General features: G+C 44.9%; 4 protein-coding genes. All 4 read right to left on the bottom strand.

What is annotated here, in order from left to right; genetic code table 11:
• Nucleotides 1-128: 128 nt before the first annotated feature.
• Nucleotides 129-563 carry a divergent PAP2 family protein gene (locus AC805_RS02995; protein ID WP_197278613.1) on the bottom strand — a complete coding sequence of 145 codons (435 nt, stop codon included), beginning with the start codon at nt 561-563 and terminating at the stop codon, nt 129-131.
• A 51-nt stretch (nt 564-614) separates the two neighbouring features.
• Complete coding sequence (crtE, locus tag AC805_RS02990) at nt 615-1,538, bottom strand: geranylgeranyl diphosphate synthase CrtE (protein ID WP_055074040.1); 924 nt, start codon at nt 1,536-1,538, stop codon at nt 615-617.
• A 172-nt stretch (nt 1,539-1,710) separates the two neighbouring features.
• Complete coding sequence (folD, locus tag AC805_RS02985; RefSeq protein ID WP_055074039.1) at nt 1,711-2,595, bottom strand: bifunctional methylenetetrahydrofolate dehydrogenase/methenyltetrahydrofolate cyclohydrolase FolD; 885 nt, start codon at nt 2,593-2,595, stop codon at nt 1,711-1,713.
• 186 nt (nt 2,596-2,781) lie between these two features.
• The gene (locus AC805_RS02980) at nt 2,782-3,219 is read right to left on the bottom strand and encodes an HHL1-like protein (protein WP_055074038.1); all 438 of its coding nucleotides are present in this window, start codon (nt 3,217-3,219) and stop codon (nt 2,782-2,784) included.
• Nucleotides 3,220-3,581: the final 362 nt, after the last annotated feature.

Here is a 3,581-nt window from a genome sequence, read left to right as displayed (position 1 = left end):
TAACTTGAAAACCCTTACTAGGTTTAGTTTTTAATTCACAAAAGTGTTGTCACGCTTTCGTGAATTAGTATAAATTCCTCGTGATAAAAAAAGGGAAGGGCAGCGCTTAGCGCTGCCCTTCCCTTTTTTTATAGGAACAGCCACATTAAAATTATGCCTAAAATCGATCCTGCCACAACTTGGGCAGGGGTATGCCCCAATAATTCCTTGAGGGGATCGTGTTCTTCTTCAAAAACTTCTACCATAATTTGATTGAGAACCTTTGCCTGCTTGCCTGCGGCGCGGCGGATGCCTGCGGCATCATACATCACAATAAAGGCAAAGACTGTAGCGATCGCAAATTGTGGCGTATCCCACCCTTGGGTGCGTCCAATCCCTGTCGCCAGCGCCGATACTAAAGCTGAATGGGAGCTAGGCATACCACCAGTTTCAAATAGCACCTTAAATCTAACTCGTCGGAATTGGGCTAATTCGATAAACAACTTGAGTAGTTGCGCTGACAAACTGGAACATAGAGCAATTAGCAGAACTTGATTATCGAGGATTTCGCCAACAGGATGGATGTTCATATCAATTGCAAAAATTAAGGTCAAGAAGTAGTTTGAGAATTAGGTCTAGTTTTTTCGAGCAGTGATGTAATCGGCAAGTGCCATTAGAGGTAGAGCCGCATCGCCATAACTGACCAATTGAGCTTTAGCCTGTTCCACTAGTTCCTGTGCCTTTAGCTGGGAGGCTTCGATGCCCCACAAACTAGGATAAGTGACTTTTTGGGCGACAAGATCCTTGCCAGCCGTTTTGCCAAGTTGCTCAGAAGTCGCAGTAATGTCTAGAATGTCATCAATGATTTGAAAAGCTAAACCAATGTTATTAGCATAGGTGGATAACCGCTTGATGTCAGTATCATTTGCACCCGCCAACAATGCACCACAGATGACACAGGATTCGAGTAAGGCAGCAGTTTTGTGGATATGGATAAAGGTTAGTATTTCTGCTGTCACATCAGACTTACCTTCACATTCTAGATCGACAACCTGTCCGCCAACCAAACCTGTCGCGGCAACTGCGTGACCGAGATGGGCGATCGCCTTTAAAATTCTTTCCGCAGGTACACCCCTAGTCTGCTCAGCTATAAATTCAAAGGCGTAAGCTAGTAAAGCGTCCCCCGCCAAAATTGCGATATCATCACCATACACCTTATGGTTTGTGGGTTTGCCGCGTCGAAAGTCATCGTTATCCATGGCGGGCAGATCATCATGGATCAATGACATTGTATGTACCATCTCCATCGCGCAGGCAGTGGGCATAGCGGCAGCGATATCACCACCCAATAACTCATGAGCAGCCAGACATAGGATTGGACGTAAGCGCTTGCCACCAGCCATCAGCGAGTAGCGCATCGATTCATAAATTTTTTCAGGATAGGTAACGGAAATCGAAGCGTCAAGTGCGGCTTCGACCTCTTGTTTGAGATCGCGCAAATACTTATCTAAATTAAATGAAACCGTTTGAGATGATGTTTCTGACAATGTTTGGGGCATGGCTTAGCAATGATTTCGACAGGTTTTTGACAGGTTTTTGACAGTGTGTTCAGTTGTTTCCAGTTATTTCTAGTTATGCAATGTCAGAAATTTAGGCAAAACTTCTGACTGTATCCAGAATGTAATCCAGAATGTATATTATGCAACGACTTGCGATCGCTACCCTAAAACTTTATTGATTTCCCAACCCACCTTCAGCAAACTTGCGGCGATAACTCCAAACGGTATTATGCAAAAGCATGGTCACGGTCATTGGTCCCACGCCCCCAGGCACAGGGGTAATGTGAGAGGCAATTGCAGCAATATTGTCATAGTCCACATCCCCGACTAAGCGCGATTTACCGAGATCGTCCGTAACTCGGTTAATACCGACATCGATCACTACAGCGTCGGGTTTGACCATATCTGCGGTCACAAATTCAGGACGACCGATCGCGGCAATTACAATATCTGCTTTACGGGTAACTTCGGCAAGGGCTTTTGTACGAGAATGGGCGATCGTGACGGTGGCATTTTCTTCTAAAAGCATGAGTGCTAGGGGCTTGCCGACCAGAATGCTACGCCCAATGACAACGGCATTTTTACCCGCAATATCTATGTTTGCCTCGGCTAACAATTCCATTACCCCCGCAGGCGTGCAGCTCCGCAAGCCCTCTTCACCACGGACGAGTCTACCTAAGTTATTGGGATGCAAGCCATCCGCGTCTTTATCAGGATCGAGACGGTTTAGTAGGGCAACCGAATCCAAATGATCGGGCAAAGGCAACTGGATCAGAATGCCATCTACGCGATCGTCCTTATTTAATTCGTCAATAATTTGCTCTAGTTCTGCTTGGGTGGCGCTGGCAGGTAAATGCTTGCCGAAGGATGTAATACCTGCTTTATGACAGGCGGTTTCTTTGTTCTTGACATAGGCGGCACTAGCGGGATTATCCCCTACCATCAAAACCGCTAGTCCTGGAGGACGACCGTATTTTGCTTGCAACTGCGCGACTTCATCAGCGATCGCCTTTTGCATCTTCTTCGCTAGGGCTTTGCCATCGATAATTTTTGCCATAAACTGCTATGAATTTTTCTCTGCGATTCGTTACCCACTATCTATACGATTGTAACGCTTGATGGGAGCCCCCCGTAACACACATATTCCGTATCAATCATCTATAGCTGCCGTACCATCGGCAGCTACCACAAAGATGAGTGGCGGCGCTTAGCGCCGCCACTCATCTGGTTATTCTGAGGCGTTTTATTTATCCTGAGGCTTTTTAACGACGCGATTAAGATATTCCTTAGCCTTAGTAAAAGCGTATTTAAACTTATCGCCAATGGTTGGTTGGGGAAGAATCGCAACAGTTATCTCTTCATCAGGAAATTCCTTCAGCCGATAACCATATTCCAGATCATCCTTGAATTTCCGCAGAACGGGATACAAACGGATGGCTCCTTTTAATAATTCTGCTTCCTGTTGAAAAATGGCGTGACTGATTTGGTTGCTACGCTGCACCGCCATCGAACCTGCGGGTACCCACTCTTTGCCCTTGATACGGACAAAAACATTGAACTCAGGTAAACCCTTATCCTTCATCTCGTCGTATTTATTGGCGGCAACTTGGTGCTTGTTTGGCGCTTTCTTCTTTTTTTTGTCCTGTCCCGAACCTTTACCAAATCCTGAAACTTTAGTCATAGAAAATATTTCACCCTGTGTTTTAAAAAGATATTTTTATAAGTGTGTAAAATTTAACAAATTTTATAGTTAACAAAAGTTTACATGAGTCACTAACCACAACACAATCTTTTTAAGAATTAACCGCTTGGGAATGATTTACGCGCACCTATAGCTACAGTCACTTGAATTAGGAAAAATTAAATCCCAAGGATTGACTGGCGGCGCTTCGCGCCGCCAGTCAATTCTTGGGATTTATGACCTAGCACATTTGGCGATCGCTATATATTTCGCTAGGGCTTGATGTACTTATAATGAGTTAGGAGTTTCAGGATCTGCATAATGGCTTACTGGCTGCTTAAAAGTGAACCCGATGTTTATTC

The organism is Pseudanabaena sp. 'Roaring Creek' (genome assembly GCF_001402795.1).
GTDB lineage: Bacteria > Cyanobacteriota > Cyanobacteriia > Pseudanabaenales > Pseudanabaenaceae > Pseudanabaena.
The sequence above is the reverse complement of the archived record's forward strand: the minus strand, read 5'-3'. Positions and strand labels throughout refer to the sequence as shown.